We start from the raw sequence: 16,542 nt of genomic DNA on the forward strand, positions 1-16,542 counted from the left end.
TTGATATCGGGGTGTCCCCTCCTTGGGGACACCCCGATATCGCTGAACTCGTGTGAGCCGGCCGGTCAGCGGGCGATCTCGGTGACCCGGGACTCGCGGACCACGGTGACCCGGATCTGACCCGGGTAGGTCAGCTCCTCCTCGATCTGCTTGGCCACGTCCCGGGCCAGCACCGCCGCCCCGATGTCGTCCACGTCGTCCGGCTTGACCATCACCCGGATCTCCCGGCCGGCCTGCATGGCGAAGACCTTGTCCACGCCGAGCTTGCCGGCCGCGATCTCCTCGATTCGCTCCAGCCGCTTGACGTACGCCTCCAGGCTCTCCCGACGCGCGCCCGGCCGACCGCCGGAACAGGCGTCGGAAGCCTGGGTGAGCACGGCCTCGATGGTCTGCGGGGGCACCTCGTTGTGGTGCGCCTCGATGGCGTGCACCACGTCCTCGTGTTCGCCGTACTTGCGGGCCAGGTCCGCGCCGATGATGGCGTGGCTGCCCTCCACCTCGTGGGTGAGCGCCTTGCCGATGTCGTGCAGGAACGCCGACCGTTTGATGGTGGGCACATCCAGCCGCAACTCGGCGGCCATGATGCCGGCGATGTGCGCGGTCTCGACCAGGTGCTTGAGCACGTTCTGCCCGTAGGAGGTGCGGTAGCGCAGGCGACCGAGCAGGGCCACCAGCTCCGGGTGGATCTCGGTGATGCCCACCTCGACCAGGGCGTCCTCGGCGGCACGGAGGCAGAGCTGCTCCACCTCCTGCCGGGCCAGGTCGTAGACCTCCTCGATCCGGTGCGGGTGGATCCGCCCGTCCAGGACCAGCTTCTCCAGCGTCAACCGACCCACCTCGCGGCGGACCGGGTCGAAGCAGGACAGCAACACCGCCTCGGGCGTGTCGTCGATGATCAGGTTGACGCCGGTCACCGACTCGAAGGCGCGGATGTTGCGCCCCTCCCGGCCGATGATCCGCCCCTTCATCTCGTCACCGGGCAGGTGCAGGACGCTGACCACGCTCTCCGCGGTCTGCTCGCTGGCGACCCGCTGGATGGCGTCCACCACGATGTGTCGGGCCCGCTGCTCGGCGGTGTTGCGCGCATCGGACTCGATGTCCCGCACGAGCAGCGCCGCCTCCCGCTTGGCCTGCGTCTCGATCGCCTCGACCAGCTCCAGTCGCGCCGAGTCGGCGGTGAGCCCGGCGATCCGTTCCAGTTCCCGGCGACGTAGCTCCTCCGACTCGGTCAGCTCGGCCTCGCGCTTGGCGAGCGCGGACTCCCGGGCCGCGAGGGCGGCCTTCGCCTCGGTGAGCTGCCGTTCCCGCTCGGCGAACCGCTCCACCTCCTCGGTGTGCATCCGCTCCCGCTCGTCCATCCGGGCCGCACGACGCTCCACCTCGGCGGCCTGCTCCCGGGTGGTGGCGGCGAGCACCGCGACCTCCCGCTCACCGCTGCGCCGGGCCGCCGTCCGCAACTGCTCGGCGTCCGCCTCGGCCTGCTTGTGGGCGCGCTCCAGGACGGTGTCCGCCTCGGCGCGGGCATCGTCGAGCACCCGCCGGGCCTCGGCGCGGGCCGCCTTCGCCTCGGCCTTCGCCGCCGCCGCCTCGGTACGCGCCGCCGCGGCGGCGGACTTCGCCACGTCGATCGTGCTGTTCGCCTCGTCGGCCGCGGACCGCAGGGCGGCCAGGGACTGCTCCCGGCGGTCCTTCTCGGCGATGAAGGCGGGATCCTCCGGAGCCGGTGCCGCGCCCACCCGGCGCAGCGTTCGGATGCCGACCAGCACGGCTCCGATCACCACCACGGCGAGGACGAGGACGGCCGCGAGAAGCACGACGTCGAAGGCGTTCATGCCGGGACCCTGTCGGGTCTACCGATGAACCTGTGCCGCCGCCCCGCCATGGCCGCCTCCCCTAACGTCGAGACCGCAGCGACCGTGCCGGGGGCACACTCCTGCGGCTGTGGACGCCCGACCGGAGCGGCTGGCCGTGGGTAGCTCTCTCCGCCGGCGGTGCCCGCGGGCAACGTCGGCGACCGGGTGCAGTTGTCGCGGCGTCCCGGACCGGCCTGTCCGGAGTTGCCGCCAAAGGCCGCAGAGTCGGCCAAAGTGATGCTGTCTTGTTACGCGATCTATGTTGTGCGCTTAGCCTGCGATGGTCGGGCAATGTGAGCCTGTATGGCGAGGCTAGGTCGCCGGGGGTGCTCTGGTCAAGGACTCATGATCAAACCCCCCGAACGGAGAGAAGTTGCATCGTCACCGAAAGGTGATGTCGTGTCGGACACGACGGGACAAACGCGGCGAGGCACCCACCCCCGATCCGGATGTCGTGCCTGTTCAGCGACGGCGGCACCCCTCGGCGAGCCGCAGGTGTGACGACAACGACCCCACATTCGCGCGCGGCACCCCGCCAGGCCAACCCCGACCAAGATCACACCCGTCCCGCCAAGATCGCGCCGCACCCCGCCAGCATCGCGCCGCACCCCGCCTAGATCGTGCTCGATCATGGAAGTCAACGCCGTTGCGTTAGGGCTGTAGCCGGCGGGTCAACCCGGGACAGGAAGTGCCCGATCGGGGAGCGGGTTGGGCCCGGCTTGGCGATCATGGAGTTGTGGTGCCGACTTTGGGGGTTTTACGGGCGTTCTGTTACCCACCACAACTCCATGATCGGCGGGGCCGTGCTGGTCGACGAACAGCCGTTCCACCTAACGCAACGACGTTGTCATGGAAGTAGTGGCCTCACCGCGTGAGGATCCACTACATCCTGGACAACGCCGTTGCGTTAAGGCTGTGGTGCCGACGGGTCAACCCGCTGCTGACTGACGGGGCTTGTAGATCAGACGCGTCGAGTATGAGAATCACGCCGATCTTGCACTTTCTGTCGCCGCTTCATCCGTAATGCCCCCAGATGTCGAGGCAGAAAGTGCAAGATCGCGATGCAGTGCCCTTTGACGAGCAGTCATTCCGCCTAACGCAACGGCGTTGACATCCTGGATCGAGCGCGATCTTGGCGGGCGGCCCAGCAGACAGCGCCCGCCCAGCACGACGCCGTGCAACCCAGCACGACACCCGGCAGCCAGCACGGCGCAGGCAGCCAGCACGGACGCAGGGTGCCCAGCACAGCCCGACCCGGCGCCGTGCGCTCACTGGGCGCCGGCTGCCAGCGCGGCGGTGACCAGTGCGGCATTGTGCGGCGCCGGTGTGCCGTCGGGCAGCAGGAGTGTGTCCTCCAGGCCGATCCGGGTGTGCAGACCGCGGTTGACCGCGTCGGCGAGCACCGCCCAGGTGGCCGGCCCTTCGGCGTGCAGAAGCACCGGTGGAACCCCCCGTGACGGCAGGGCGGCGAGGATCCGCGCCGCGTCGGCCAACGCGACCGGCACCTCCTCGGCCATGCACTCGACGAGGATCCGCCCGGCCGGCACCCGCCAACCCTGGTACGCCTCGACGGCGTCGACCGTCCAGAGCCCCACCTCGACGAGCACACCCCGCTCGTGCAGGGCTGCGGCGACGGCCTCGGCGCCGACCTCGTGCACGTTGACCGAGGCGAAGTCGGGCAGCACCGGCCAGGCCCGGACGGCGGCCACCCGGTCGGCCGGATCCGGGGCGATCCAGGCGCCGGTGCTCACCCCCACCGGCAGCCCCGGCCGGGCGGCGCGGATCGCGGTGAGCGCGTCGGCGATCACCTCTGGGCGCAGCGACTCGGCACCCGACGCGTCTCGGGGATGGACGTGCACGGCCGCGACGCCGAGCGCCGCGCAACGGGCCGCGTCGACGGCCAACTCCGCGGGCGTGACCGGCACCGCCGGGTGGGCGTCACGGCCGCGCCCACCGTTCAGACACGCCTTCAGCATCGGATCACCCACCCCACCGCACCCGGCGCGATTCTCAGTCGATCGGGCGGTTGTCGCGGTCCAACTCGCCCTCGGCGTCGGCGAGCGCGTCGGCGTCGATCTGCTCGGCGAACTCGGCCGCCTCGGCGCTCTGCGCGGCCAGCGCGTCCTTCACCGCCCGGATCGCCACGCCGGGCGGGTAGCCCTTGCGGGCCAGCATGCCCACCAGCCGGCGGAACACCGCGTCGGGCTCACCCCGGGCGGTGCGCAGCTTGCGCTCCACCAGGGTGCGGGCGGTATCGGCCTCGGTCTCCTCGTCCAGTTCGCCGAGTGCCTCGGTGGCCACCTCGCCGTCCACACCCTTGCGGCGTAGCTCGTTGGCGAGCGCCCGGCGGGCCAGCCCACGCCCGGAGTGCCGGCTGGACACCCAGGCGCGGGCGAACGCGGCGTCGTCGATGATGCCGACCTCGTCGTACCGGTCGAGCACCTCGGCCGAGACCTCCTCGGAGATGCCTCGCTTGGCCAGCGCACCGGCCAGCTCGGCCCGGGTGCGGGGCCGGACCGCGAGCTGCCGCAGGCAGATCTCGCGGGCCACCTCCGACTCGTCACGAGGGGGAGACTCCACCGCGTCGGTCTCCGCGGAGCGCCCACGGCGGCCTTGGCGGGGGTGGGGTGGATCAGGGGCGTCGCCCGTACGAGGTGGACTGGCATCCCAGCCCCGCCCCGTACGGGCGCGTCGTCCTGCCATGGGTCAGCGACCGGTCAGAAGTCGACAGGCGGCAGCTCGGGGCCACCGGCGGCGTCACCCGCGCCGACCCCGACGCCGAGCTTCTCCAGGATCTTCTTCTCGATCTCGGCGGCCACGTCCGGGTTTTCCTTCAGGAACTCCCGGGCCTTCTCCTTGCCCTGGCCGAGCTGGTCGCCGTCGTACGTGTACCACGCTCCGGACTTGCGGATGATCGCCTGCTCCACGCCGACGTCGATCAGCGAGCCCTCACGCGAGATGCCCTTGCCGTACATGATGTCGAACTCGGCCTGCTTGAACGGCGCGGCGACCTTGTTCTTCACGACCTTGACCCGGGTGCGGTTGCCGACCACGTCGGTGCCGTCCTTGAGGCTCTCGATGCGTCGCACGTCGAGCCGGACCGAGGCGTAGAACTTCAGCGCCCGACCACCGGTCGTGGTCTCCGGGCTGCCGAACATGACGCCGATCTTTTCCCGCAGCTGGTTGATGAAGATCGCCGTGGTGCCGGTGTTGCTGAGCACACCGGTGATCTTTCGTAGTGCCTGGCTCATCAGCCGGGCCTGGAGACCCACGTGGCTGTCGCCCATCTCGCCCTCGATCTCGGCACGCGGCACCAGGGCCGCCACCGAGTCGATCACGATGATGTCCAGAGCACCGGAGCGGATCAGCATGTCCGCGATCTCCAGTGCCTGCTCGCCGGTGTCCGGCTGCGAGACCAACATGGCGTCGGTGTCGACGCCGAGGGCCTTCGCGTACTCCGGGTCGAGCGCGTGCTCGGCGTCGATGAAGGCGGCGATGCCGCCGTTGCGCTGGGCGTTGGCCACCGCGTGCAGTGCCACAGTGGTCTTACCGCTGGACTCGGGGCCGTAGATCTCGACCACCCGGCCGCGCGGCAGACCGCCGATGCCCAGCGCCACGTCGAGCGCGATGGAGCCGGTCGGAATGATCGCGGTCTGAACGACCGGCCGGTCACCCAGCCGCATCACCGAGCCCTTGCCGAATTGCTTGTCAATCTGAGCGAGAGCAAGGTCGAGTGCCTTCTCCCGGTCAGGCCCTGCTGCCATGGTTGCCACCCCTGCCTTCGCCGGCGTCTTTGCTGAGCTTCGCGTCACGCGGACACGCTAGGCGCTGGGTCCGACAGAAAACCAGCCGACGGGCCGCGAGCTGTGGACGAGCACCCCGCTGTGGACAATAGCCGAACAGGTGTACGACTCGACAAGCGACACGCGGAAGCGACGAAAAGGCTGCTCAGCGTAGTCGGGCGGGCACGCGGTCGGGGTACGCGGCACAAACCGCTCGCCACACCACGTGCGTCTGCTCCCCCGACGCCAGTGCCTGCTCGATGGTCCGTCCGCCGAGCTGCGACAGCACCTGGTCGCGGGCGATGCTGGCCGCATAGCCGGGCCCGAACGCCTCGTCAAGGCGCGTCCAGAAGTCGGTCAGCCGCACAGTGATCAGCCCTCCTCGTCCGGTGCCCTGGTCGGCACCGGGCGCAACGCTAGCGCCACCAGGGGCACCGCCGCGACCGCCGCGAGCAGGGTGAGCACGGGATAACCGGCGAACTGCATGACAAACCCGCTCACCACGGCAGCGGCGGCCCCGGCCAGCCCCATGATCAGGTCGGACAGCCCCTGCACGCTCGGCCGCACGTCGGCCGGCACCGACTCGGACAGCAACGTCGAACCGGCCACCATCGTCCCCGACCAGCCCAGCCCGAGCAGGACCAGACCCACCGAGAGCCGTGGCGTGTGGTGCCCCGCGGTGCCGGCGACCGCGCAGGCGGCCAGCAGCAGCCCGACCCCGCCGAGGATCACCGCCCGCCGGCCGAGCCGGTCGGTGAGCCAGCCGACCACCGGGGAGAACGCGTACATGCCGGCGATGTGCAGGCTCAACACGATGCCGACGAGTCGCAGCACGTCGGCGTCGGCGTGCGACTCACCGAGCCGGACCGGAGTCATCGCCATCACCGCCACCATCACCAGGTGACCCACCGCCACGGCGGCGATGCCGAGTCGGGCGGCGGGCTGTCCGCGTACCACCGACCAGGCCGCCCACATCCCGGCGTCGCGCGGCGCGCGCACCTTGACCGGCACGGTGGTCGGCGGCGGCGCGTCGCGGGTCGGCGACGCGACGGCCGCCGCGAGGCGCCGCGCGGTGAGCAGCGGGTCGGGCCGGAGCAACCCGAGGAGTACGGCGGCAGCCAGCACGAACGCGACAGCACTGAACGCGAACGGCCCGGCCAGCGGGGGCAATCCCCAGCCGGTGGTGACCCGGTCGGCCAGCGCGGCGAAGTTCGGGGCGGCCACCGCGCCGATGGTGGTCGCCCAGACGATCAGGGAGAGCTGCCGCCCTCGTCGGGCCGGCTCGGCGAGATCCACCGCCGCGTAGCGGGCCTGCAGGTTCGCGGCGGTGCCCCCGCCGAACAGCAGCATGCCGAGGAAGAGCAGCGGCACCCAGCGGGTGGCCGCGGCCAGCACCACGAGTACGCCGCCGACGGCACCCACCGCGTACGCCACCACCAGACCCGGCCGACGGCCGTGCCGCGCCATGATCCGGGTGACCGGGACGGCGAGCAGCGCCGCACCGACCACGCCGGCGCTCTGCGCCACGCCGGCCACCGCCGTGCCGGCGATCCGCGTGGCGAGCAGCGCACCCACGGCGATGCCAATGGTCACGCCGACACCACCGATGATCTGGGTGGCGAAGAGCAGCCGCAGGGTACGACGCTGGATCGACGTGACGTCGGGGCTGGCGACGGTACGCGGCGCGGTCAGGTCGGTGGCCATCTGCGCTCCTCAGGAGGGGATGACCCATCCTCGCGCACCCACGACGGCAGGCGGCAGTGGGTTTAGCCGACAGCCAACCGGGTGGGCGCGGGCGGGTGGGCGGTGGTTGGACGGCCTTCACTCTCGTCCGGGTGTGGTGAGCAGGGGTGCCAGCCTGCGAATCCGGTTCAGGGTGTGCGCGGCGACGGCCGCACTGACGGCGGCGACCACGCCGAAGATCACCGCGAAGCCCTCGTTGTCGGCGGCGAAAAGGGCGAGCAGGATCAGCCCGAGGGAGATGCCCAGGATGGCCAGCAGCGCCGCCCAGGTGGCCCGCCGCTGCCCCGCGAGGTATGTGGGCAGTTCGGCCCATACCGCGTCGTCCTCGGGCACGCTGCCGGTACGCAGTGCCTGGCGTAGCGCGTACCCGTCGGGGTCCCGCCGGGCACCTTGCTGCCCCGCCGTTCGCCTGCCCAGGTAGAGCGCCGGGCCGATCCAGACGGTGTTCAGGGCGGCGCCCAGCACGGCCTCGACAAGGGAGTCCTGTCGGTCGAAGAGCCAGCGCACCGGCAGCCCGATGAACACCGTCATCGGCACCCAGTAGACGGCCATGAACTGCAGGCCGGACGCCCGGTTGAGGAACCGCCTCCACCTCTCGCGACGCCCGCCGGCCGCCGCGGGCACATCCGCACGCCGCTCCTCGTTGTCAACGTCCATCGACACCCGTTACCCACTCACGCGGGCCGCGACGCGCTGTCAATCGTGGACGGTCTTCGTCAGCCGGCCATCACCCGCTGGTGCAGCGCGGAGATCGCCGACCGGGCCGCCACGAACGCGCCGTGTTGCCAGGCCACCTCGTGGCTCAGCCAGTCTCCGGCGAAGTAGACCCGCCCCGCCGGCTGGAGGAGCAGGTTGTATCCGGGTGTGCCGTACCGGGGCGACGTCCAGGCGCCCTCGATGAAGCGGGTCCGGTCCCAGGCGTGGGAGTACGAGGTGACCAGCTCACTGCGGTACTTGTCACCGTGGATCTTCACACCCTGGCTGACCGCGCGTTCGCTGCGCTGCTCCGGCGCGAGCCCGCTGTACGCCCTGGCGTTCGCCCCGGTGTTGTAGTAGCCGACGACCAGGCCGCGCTTGCCGTGGAAGCCGTGCGACGGGTACCAGATGTGCGACAGGTCCAGGTCGGTCTCGGTGATGCCGCCGTAGATCCGCTGGTCGGTCTCCCACCAGCGGCTGCGGTATTCCAGGCCGATCTTGCCGGCGGCGGTGACCGGGAAGTCGGCCAGGGCGGCGGTCACCTCGGCACCGAGATTGTGCGGCACCCGGGCCATCAGGTGCGGCGGCAGCGCCGCCACGCAGTAGTCGGCGGTGATCTGCGACTGCCGGCCACCCTGGCGGTAGGTCACCTCGACCCGGCTGCCCCGGTCGGTCACCCCGGTCACCTCGGCGTTGAGGCGTACCCGTCTCGTGCCCACGGCCTTGGCCAGGGCGCGCGGGATCTGGTCCATCCCGCCGACCGGCTGGAACATCAGCATGGCCTGGTCGTAGCCGAACTCGAACGAGAAGTACCGGCCCACGTTGCTGGCGAAGACGTCGGAGAGCGGCGGCGGCGTGCCGAGCGGGGTGCCCACGTCGTTGCCGGCGCCGGGATACCCGGAGAAGCCGCGACGGTTGGTGCCGGTGTAGGCCCAGTCGCTGGTCCGCCCGCCGATCGCGCCGAAGCTCTGCAGGAACGACAGCAGCCGATCGCGGTCCTCGGTGGTGAGCCGGCCGTCCAGCGCACCCTGGTCGGTGGCCTTGGCGAGCAGTTCCGAGACGTAGCCGTACACGTCGGCCTTGGCGGTGCGGTACCGGACCGGCTCGGTCATGCCGGCGGACTCGTTGTAGATCCAGGCGTCGGCGTTCTGGTTGGTGAAGACCTCGATGGGTACGCCGAGCTCCCGGCAGTAGTCCATGGTGACCATCCACTGCGCGATCCGACCCGGTCCGGCGTTGAAGTAGACCCCGTCGGAGAAGCCGGCCCGTTGGGTGCGGCCGTCGAGGTCGGTCTCGACGTCGCCACCCCGGATGGTCAGGTTGCGCCCACCAACGCGGTGCCGCGCCTCCAGGACCGTGCAGTCATAGCCCGCCTTGCCCAGTTCGTACGCGGTGGTGAGCCCCGCGATGCCGCCGCCGAGAACGACCACGCTGGCACCGGACCGCCCGGTCAGGGTGAAATCCGATCGCTGCGGCGCTCGGAACGCGGGGGTTACCGATCCGACCGCGCTGGGAGCGAGTCCCATGGCGCCCATCGTGGCGAGCATCGCACCGGCACCGCCGCTGACTCCGACCGCGCGCAGGAACCCACGCCGGCTGACCATCGACTGCGTCTCGTCGCTCATGACGGCCTCCCCTACAAGATCGACTCATGCGAGTCTGTAGAGGACCTGTTACGCCGATCGCGCATTGACGTTTCTGGCGGGTATCGCCTCGCCACCCGACCGTACCAACGAATCTCGACGGCGACCCGGCCGGGCCTCGGCGCTGGCCCCCCGGCGCGGCGGGCGACCAACCGACGGGCGGCCGAGGCTGTCGGTCACCTACCCGGCGAGGGCACGGCTGGCGACGGCGAGGTCGGTGACCAGCCCTTCGTACGCCTTGTCCTGATCGTCGGCGCGCAGCACCGCGGACGGGTGGATGGTGGCCAGCAACCGGGCCTGCGGCACGTCGGCCCGCTTTCCGGAGTTGTCCACCGGCACCCGCCGGAAGTCCTCCGGGTGCTGTGCCGACTCGGGCCAGGGCAGCAACTCGCCCCGCTGCCGGGTGACCCGGAAGGACGGGCCGAGCAGCGCCTTGGCGGCGGTGGCGCCGAGCACCACCACGACCTCCGGACGCAGCCGAGCGAACTCGGCGACCAGCCACGGCCGGCAGGCGGTGACGTGTACCTGGTCCGGGGTCTGGTGGATCCGTCGCTTGCCGCGCAGGAGGAAATGGAAATGCTTTACGGCATTTGTGAGGTAGAGATGACTCGGGTCCAGCCCGGCGTCGTCGACCGCCCGGCGCAGCAGGCGTCCGGCCGGGCCGACGAAGGGCAGCCCCTTCTGGTCCTCCATGTCGCCGGGCTGCTCGCCGACCAGCACCACGCGGGCGCTCTCGTCGCCCCGGCCGAAGACCGTCTGCGAGGCGTCCCGGTACAGCTCACAGCCGCGGCAGCCACCGGCCGCGGTGCGCAGGTCGTCGATGGTGTCGGCGTCGGGCGGGATGAACCGCTGGGCGCCCGGAGCGCTTCCGGTCTGCTCGGCCATGCCGACTGTTATATACCCGTTGGTTGCCCGGTGCCGGGTACGTCCTCGGCGCGGTGCCGCGACACGAGGAGACGCACCCGCGTCAGTACCCGTTACCGCCGCCATCCCCACCGGAAGCGATCGCGATCAGCACGATAATGATGATGATGATCGCCACCGCGACCGCGATCCAGACGCCCTTACGTGCCCCACCTGAAGCCATGACCCCACCTCCGGCGCCCCGCATACCCGCCTCGTCCGCCCCGAATCCCCGCGGTCTGTGCACTTTCTGCCTTGACAAAGTGGCATTAATCGACATATCGGCGACAGGAAGTACAAGATCGCGCGGGCGTGGGGCGGGGCTGGTTAGGTTTGGAAGCCTTGGGGTGGGGTGGGGTTCTGGGCTTCGGCCAGGGCTGTCGCCAGGGGGGCCAGGTCCTCGGTGGTCAGCGGGCTGACGCAGATGCGCACGGCGGGAGGCGCGGCGATCCGGTAGAGGGCGCCGGGCGCCACCGCCCAGCCGGCATCGCGCAGCGCGGTGACCGCGCTCGTCTCGTCCGCCACGGGCAGCCAGACGTTGATGCCGCTGCGGCCGTGCGCGGTCAGACCGTGCGCGGCCAGTGCGGCCAGCAACCCCGCGCGCCGCTGCTCGTAGCTCAGCGCCGCCCGCCGCACCTGCTCGGTGACTCCCGGGTCCTGCCAGAGGGCGAGGACCAGCCGTTGCAACACGGTGGAGACCCAGCCGGCGCCGACCCGGGTGCGGCCGGCCACCCGGGCCACCGTGGTCTCGTCGCCGACCAGCACCGCCAGTCGCAGGTCCGGGCCGAAGGGCTTGCTCACCGAACGCACGAAGGCCCAGCTCGACGTCGCCCCAGCCAGCGGGTGCAGGGGTACGCGGGCCAGCTCCGCGGCGTGGTCGTCCTCGATCAACAGCAGGTCCCGGCGGCCGGCGAGCAGCGCTCGCAGTGCGTCGGCGCGGGCGGCGGAGACGGCGGCGCCGGTCGGGTTCTGCGCCCGGCTGGTGACCACCAGCGCCCGCGCCCCGGCGGCCAGCGCGGCGGCCACCCCGGCCACCAGGGGACCCTCGTCGTCCAGCGGTACGCCGATCGGGCGCAACCCCAGCGCGGCCACCAGGTCGAGCAGGTTGGCCCAGCCCGGGTCCTCCACCGCGACCGCGTCACCGGGACGCAGGTGTGCGCCGAGCAGCCGCTCGATGCCGTCCAACGCACCGCCGGTGAGGGTGAGCTCCCCGGCCGGCACGCCGTCGGCGCCCAGCCGGGCACGGGCCTCCTCGGCAAGCTCCGGCAGCACCCCGGCGTCGGAGTAGCCGATCGACGGACGGTTGTCGGCGGCGAGGGTCGCCAGGTGCGGGCCGAGCGCTGGGAGCAGCCGGGGGTCGGGTTCGCCTCGGGACAGGTCGCGGGCGCCGGGCAACGGCGCAGGACGCAGCGCCGAGCGCCGGGCGGCCACCGGGGGACGCGGACGCACCCGGGTGCCGTGCCGCCCGGCGGTGGCGAGCAGGCCGCGTTGGCGCAGGTCCTGGTAGGCGCGGGCGACGGTGGCGGGGCTGACGCCCAACTCGGCGGCGAGCACCCGCACGGGCGGCAGGGCGGCACCTGGCGGCAGGGCATCCGTGCGGATGCCCGACTCGATGCTGGCCGAAATCTCGACGGCCGTCGTACCGGTGAGCTGATAGTGTGCTGACACAAATAAGAGATTGTACTAGAACAAAGGGGCGAGCGCATGTATCCACCCACCGCCCGGACCACACCCCACCGTTCCCGCGACAAGATGAGCTACGACCGGGCCGCCGCCCACGCGGTGCTCGACGAGGCGTACCACTGCGCGTTCGGCTTCGCCGTCGACGGCCAGCCGCGGGTGCTGCCCACCCTGCACGTCCGCATCGGCGACACGCTCTACCTGCACGGCTCCACCGGCAGCCGTCCACTGCTCGCGGCCCGGGGTGACGGGCTGGAGGTCTGCGTCGCGGTGACCCTGCTCGATGGCCTGGTCTACGCCCGCTCCCAGTTCCACCACAGCGCCAACTACCGCTCCGTCGTCGCGCTCGGCACCGCCCGGCTGGTCACCGACGAGCGGGAAAAGCTCGCCATGCTCACCGCGCTCGTGGAGAAGGTCGGCACGGGACGCAGCACGGCCACCCGCCCACCCAGCCGTCGCGAGTTGGCCGAGACCGCCGTGCTGGCGCTGCCCCTGCACGAGGTGTCCGTCCGGACCCGCAGCGGCGGGGTCCGCGAGGACGAGGCCGACCTGGACCTGCCGCACTGGGCCGGCGTGCTGCCGCTGCGGATGACCGCCGGGCAACCCGAGCCGGACGCCGGGGTCACCGCACCACTGCCGGCGTACCTGCGGACGGCCCGCACGCCCTGGCACGACCCGGTGCCGCTGCACGGCGAGCACGTCCGGCTGGAGCCACTGGAGTTGGCGCACACCGACGAGTTGCACGCCGCCACGGCCGACCCGGAGGTGTGGCGGCACCTCGGCGTCGCGCCGCCCACCACACCCGCCGCGACGGCCGAGGTGATCAACACCGCCCTGGCCGCCCAGCACCACGGCGAGCGGGTGGCCTGGGTGCAGCGCTGCGCGGCGACCGGGGCGGTGGTCGGCAGCACGTCCTACTACGAGATCGACCCACAGCGGCGGTCGGTGGCGATCGGGCACACCTTTCTCGGCCGGCCCTGGTGGCGTACCGCGATCAACACCGAGGCGAAGTTGCTGCTGCTCGGGCGGGCCTTCGACGACCTGGGCGCGGTCCGGGTGGCCTGGCACACCGACATCCGCAACGTCCGCTCCCAGGCGGCCATCGAGCGTCTCGGCGCCACCCGGGAAGGGGTGCTGCGGATGCACCGGCAACGCCCGGACGGCTCCTGGCGGGACACCGTGCAGTACGCGATGACCGTCGACGAGTGGCCGAACGCACAGGCCAGGCTGCGGGAAAGACTTCTGCGGACGGCACCGGTGGCGTGATGATGGCGGGCGTGCTGGGGATCACCGACATCTGGACGTACGTGCTGGGCACCGTGGCCATCATCCTGCTGCCCGGGCCGAACTCGCTCTTCGTGCTCTCCACCGCGGCCAAGCGGGGTGTCGCCGTCGGCTACCGGGCCGCCGGTGGGGTGTTCGTCGGCGACGGGGTGCTGATGGTCCTCTCCGCCGCCGGAGTGGCGTCGCTGCTCAAGGCGTACCCCCCGCTGTTCTTGGTGATCAAGTACGCCGGCGCCGCGTACCTCGGTTATGTCGGGTTGACCATGCTGCTCGGCGCCGTGCGGCGCTGGCGCGACCGCAACGACCCGAGCACGCCGCGGCTCATCGACGCCGCGGAGCCGGCGGCGCTGCGCAGCCCGTTCCGCAAGGCGCTGGTGATCAGCCTGCTGAACCCGAAGGCGATCCTGTTCTTCATCTCGTTCTTCATCCAGTTCGTCGACCCCGGCTACGCCTGGCCGGCGTTGTCGTTCCTGCTGCTCGGGCTGATCGCCCAGGTGACAAGCGCGCTCTACCTCACCGCGTTGATCTTCGCGGGCACCTTCCTCGCCGCACAGTTCCGCCAACGCCGCCGACTGGCCGCCGGCGGCACCACCGCCGTGGCAGCCCTCTTCCTGGCCTTCAGCCTCAAACTAGCCACCGCCAGCGCCGGCTGACCCCAACGCGGAGGGCGGGGGTGGGTGGGTGCTAGGTGCCGTCGCCGCCGGAGCCGCCTCCTCCTACGCCTGCGCCTCCGGCGGTGCCACCCAGGCCGTAGCCGGACTGGACCGGCTCGTCGGGGTGGCGGCTGACGTGGGCGGACCCGGCGATCTGTGCGGACCAGTCGGCCTGGGCGGCAGCGGCGGCGTGCCGGTTGATCGCCTGGCGGATCCAGCCGTCGACGGTGGCGACCCAGTCCCGCCGGTCGGTGTCCGCGTGCCAGATCCGGAACCGGCTGATGCTTTGGTGGGTGATGCCGGCCAGCGCCAACCGGCGGTCCATCCAGAGGATCGCCTCCAGACCCGCCGAGTTGGTCACGAAGATCACCTCCAGCTCGGTGATCGGGCCGGCGTAGAGGGGTCCCACCCAGTAGCCCCAGCGCTGGTGCAGCGGCAGGGTGTGCTCGACCCCGGGCAACCCGCCCTCCTGCAACCCGGACTGGCGGATCAGGAAACCGAGCGTGTCCAGCGCCGCCAGCACGTGCTGCTGGGTGGGGAGCGGATGCACGAAGACCGGCACCATGGCCCCCTGGTCGAGGTCGGAGTCGAGGGACACCTCGGTCCGCAGACCCATCCGCAGGCTCAGCAGCGGCACCCCGCCGAAAATGGTCACCGGGGTCTCCCACGGCAGTGGCAGCGCGAAGTCGACAGCCCGCCGTCGACCGGCCGGCACGACGAAGCGGCCGGCGATCGGTAGTTGGTAAAACTGCACGAGACGCCGGGGAGCCGCCGGGTCGTCCGGTTCGACGGTGGTGACCAGGCCGAGCCGGATGTGCCGCACCAGCACGTCCTCGGGGCCGGCCGCGAGGGTCACCCGCCCGGGCAGGCGCAGGCCCGGGCGGGTGCTCGGGTTGGGCAGCGTGGTCTGCACGGAGAGCCCGGTCCGGCCGGACTCCCGGGACACCCCTGTCAGCCGCACCGCAGAATCCCTTCCGGAAGGGGACCCCGTCGGCCCCACCCGGCGCGCCTACCCGGTCGAGCCGACGTCACGCCCGCCCGCGCCGAGCAGCGGCACCGCGTGGACCCGGCCGCACCGGCATCGGCGCGACCAGGTCCGACGGACCCCACCGCCCCAGCCACACAGGCCGACCCGGCCACACCACCCCGGCAAGGCCACACCACGCCGGCGCGACCAGGTCCGGCACGTCAGCGCAGCCGCCGCCCGCGCGGCACCGTGTCGGTCTCGTCGTCGAACTCCCCGATGACCTCCTCAAGCAGGTCCTCCAGGGCCACGAAACCGATCGGCCGGGCCGGGCCACCGCCGTTGCGCACCAGCGCGAGCTGCGACTGTCGGGCCCGCATCGCCCCCACCGCCTCGGTCACCGAGGACGTCGCGGGCAGGGTGAACGCGGGCGTCATCAGCTCTCCGGCGGTGGCGACCCGGCCGGCGGTGACCACCCGTACCGCCTCCCGGACGTGCACCAGGCCGCAGACGTCGCCCGCCTCGTCCAGCACCGCCAGTCGGGATCGACCGCTGTCCCGGCTGACCTGTTCGACCCGTTCGGCCGGGTCGTCCCGACGGACGGTGACCATGGTGGCGAACGGTTCCATCACCTGCGCCACGGAGGTGCCCTGCAGCTCCAGCATGCTGGTCAGCAACTGGTGTTGCTCGGCGCCGAGCAGCCCGTGCTCGCGGGACTGTTCCAGCAGGATCTTCAGCTCGTCCGGGCCGTGCACCTGGGCGAGCTGATCCTGCTGGTTCACCCCCACCAGCCGCAGGATCGCGTTGGCCAGGGCGTTGAGCGCGGAGAGCACCGGCCGGGAAACCCGGGCGAAGGCGCGGAACGGCAACGCGAGCAGCGTCGCCGAACGCTCCGCATCGGTGATCGCCCAGGACTTGGGTGCCATCTCCCCCACCACCAGGTGCAGGAAGGTGACCACCCCGAGGGCGAAGACCAGGGCGACCAGGTGACTGGCCGCGTCCGGCAGGCCCACCGCGTGCAGCAGCGGGCTGAGCAGGTGCTCGATCGCCGGCTCGGCCAGCGCGCCGAGACCCAGGGTGCACAGCGTGATGCCGAGCTGCGCGCCGGCCAACATCAGCGACAGCTCGCGGACGCCGTCCAGCGCGGCGCGTGCCGCCCGACCGCCGTTCGCCGCCGCCTGCTCCAGGCGGTACCGCTTGCTGGCCACCAGGGCGAACTCGGCGGCCACGAAGAACCCGTTCAGCGCCAGCAGGATCACCGAGCTGAACAGCGCGATCCCGGGGCTCATCGGTGCTTTCCCTCATTCGCGACTGCGGGGCTCGCAAGCTCACTCCTCGCGC

General features: G+C 71.8%; 14 protein-coding genes. 2 read left to right on the forward strand and 12 right to left on the reverse strand.

Translation table 11 applies throughout. The annotated features are described in order from the left end of the window. Positions 1 to 65 precede the first annotated feature (65 nt). The 10 genes from rny to ACGFIQ_RS01640 all read right to left on the reverse strand — a co-directional run bounded on the left by rny (position 66) and on the right by ACGFIQ_RS01640 (position 12,288). Entirely contained in the window at positions 66 to 1,832 is a 1,767-nt protein-coding gene (gene rny / locus ACGFIQ_RS01595) for a ribonuclease Y (protein ID WP_393237668.1), read from the reverse strand. A gap of 1,289 nt (positions 1,833 to 3,121) precedes the next feature. Then, positions 3,122 to 3,829 carry a 3-keto-5-aminohexanoate cleavage protein gene (locus ACGFIQ_RS01600; protein ID WP_393237671.1) on the reverse strand — a complete coding sequence of 236 codons (708 nt, stop codon included), beginning with the start codon at positions 3,827 to 3,829 and terminating at the stop codon, positions 3,122 to 3,124. Between the two features lie 34 nt (positions 3,830 to 3,863). Continuing rightward, positions 3,864 to 4,556 (reverse strand): regulatory protein RecX, encoded by a 693-nt coding sequence (locus ACGFIQ_RS01605; protein WP_393237673.1) that lies wholly within the window; start codon positions 4,554 to 4,556, stop codon positions 3,864 to 3,866. A gap of 14 nt (positions 4,557 to 4,570) precedes the next feature. Then, positions 4,571 to 5,617, reverse strand: coding sequence for a recombinase RecA (recA, locus tag ACGFIQ_RS01610; RefSeq protein ID WP_007456801.1), 1,047 nt, complete (start codon positions 5,615 to 5,617; stop codon positions 4,571 to 4,573). A 184-nt stretch (positions 5,618 to 5,801) separates the two neighbouring features. Beyond that, positions 5,802 to 6,002 carry a DUF3046 domain-containing protein gene (locus ACGFIQ_RS01615; protein WP_030489422.1) on the reverse strand — a complete coding sequence of 67 codons (201 nt, stop codon included), beginning with the start codon at positions 6,000 to 6,002 and terminating at the stop codon, positions 5,802 to 5,804. A 5-nt stretch (positions 6,003 to 6,007) separates the two neighbouring features. After that, complete coding sequence (locus ACGFIQ_RS01620) at positions 6,008 to 7,339, reverse strand: MFS transporter (RefSeq protein ID WP_393237677.1); 1,332 nt, start codon at positions 7,337 to 7,339, stop codon at positions 6,008 to 6,010. A gap of 117 nt (positions 7,340 to 7,456) precedes the next feature. After that, the gene (locus ACGFIQ_RS01625; RefSeq protein ID WP_393237680.1) at positions 7,457 to 8,035 is read right to left on the reverse strand and encodes a hypothetical protein; all 579 of its coding nucleotides are present in this window, start codon (positions 8,033 to 8,035) and stop codon (positions 7,457 to 7,459) included. A gap of 59 nt (positions 8,036 to 8,094) precedes the next feature. Then, on the reverse strand, positions 8,095 to 9,699 hold the full coding sequence (locus ACGFIQ_RS01630) for a flavin monoamine oxidase family protein (RefSeq protein WP_393237683.1): 1,605 nt from the start codon (positions 9,697 to 9,699) through the stop codon (positions 8,095 to 8,097). Positions 9,700 to 9,897: 198 nt separating this feature from the next. Then, positions 9,898 to 10,602, reverse strand: a complete 705-nt coding sequence (locus ACGFIQ_RS01635; protein WP_393237686.1) for a UdgX family uracil-DNA binding protein — start codon at positions 10,600 to 10,602, stop codon at positions 9,898 to 9,900. 345 nt (positions 10,603 to 10,947) lie between these two features. Further along, entirely contained in the window at positions 10,948 to 12,288 is a 1,341-nt protein-coding gene (locus ACGFIQ_RS01640; RefSeq protein WP_393237689.1) for an aminotransferase class I/II-fold pyridoxal phosphate-dependent enzyme, read from the reverse strand. Between the two features lie 36 nt (positions 12,289 to 12,324). Here ACGFIQ_RS01640 and ACGFIQ_RS01645 point away from each other — a divergent pair, with 36 nt between their 5' ends. Both ACGFIQ_RS01645 and leuE read left to right on the forward strand, forming a co-directional pair. Further along, a complete protein-coding gene (locus ACGFIQ_RS01645; RefSeq protein ID WP_393237692.1) occupies positions 12,325 to 13,566 on the forward strand; it encodes a bifunctional pyridoxamine 5'-phosphate oxidase family protein/GNAT family N-acetyltransferase in 1,242 nt (413 codons plus the stop codon). After that, complete coding sequence (gene leuE / locus ACGFIQ_RS01650; RefSeq protein ID WP_393237695.1) at positions 13,566 to 14,237, forward strand: leucine efflux protein LeuE; 672 nt, start codon at positions 13,566 to 13,568, stop codon at positions 14,235 to 14,237. The genes ACGFIQ_RS01645 and leuE overlap by 1 nt, the downstream gene beginning before the upstream one ends. Positions 14,238 to 14,268: 31 nt before the next feature. On the opposite strand, the gene ACGFIQ_RS01655 is transcribed toward leuE, so the two are convergent. Together ACGFIQ_RS01655 and ACGFIQ_RS01660 are read right to left on the reverse strand one after the other, a co-directional pair. Beyond that, positions 14,269 to 15,198: a sporulation protein gene (locus ACGFIQ_RS01655; protein WP_393237698.1), complete on the reverse strand. Its 930-nt coding sequence runs from the start codon at positions 15,196 to 15,198 to the stop codon at positions 14,269 to 14,271. Between the two features lie 227 nt (positions 15,199 to 15,425). Further along, positions 15,426 to 16,490, reverse strand: coding sequence for a hemolysin family protein (locus tag ACGFIQ_RS01660; protein WP_393237701.1), 1,065 nt, complete (start codon positions 16,488 to 16,490; stop codon positions 15,426 to 15,428). Positions 16,491 to 16,542: the final 52 nt, after the last annotated feature.

The organism is Micromonospora sp. NPDC048898, assembly GCF_043198035.1.
Taxonomy (GTDB): Bacteria; Actinomycetota; Actinomycetes; order Mycobacteriales; family Micromonosporaceae; genus Micromonospora.